Genomic DNA, 403 nt, shown 5'->3' on the forward strand with positions numbered 1-403 from the left:
CGGTGATCTTGATGTCCATCTGCACGCCGGTGACGCCTTCCGCGGTACCGGCGATCTTGAAGTCCATGTCGCCCAGGGCGTCTTCATCGCCCAGGATGTCGGTGAGCACGATGAACTTGTCGCCTTCCTTGATCAGGCCCATGGCCACACCGGCCACCGGGGCGCTGATGGGGATACCGGCATCCATGAGGGAGAGGCAGCCGCCGCACACGGCAGCCATGGAAGAGGAGCCGTTGGATTCCACGGTCTCGGAGACCACGCGCACGGTGAAGGGGAAGTCGGCGTCGGCCGGCATGACAGGACGCAGGGACTTCTCGGCCAGGGCGCCGTGGCCGATCTCGCGACGGGAAACGCGCACGGGCTTCACTTCGCCCACGCTGAAGGGCGGGAAGTTGTAATGCAG

Annotated in this window: 1 pseudogene; it reads right to left on the minus strand. The window is 65.3% G+C overall.

The window, feature by feature from the left end:
• Positions 1-403, minus strand: a pseudogene (locus tag JWG43_RS19010) (polyribonucleotide nucleotidyltransferase); the annotation flags it as partial.

The sequence above is a fragment of the Desulfobulbus alkaliphilus genome, assembly GCF_016918545.1.
Lineage (GTDB): Bacteria > Desulfobacterota > Desulfobulbia > Desulfobulbales > Desulfobulbaceae > Desulfobulbus > Desulfobulbus alkaliphilus.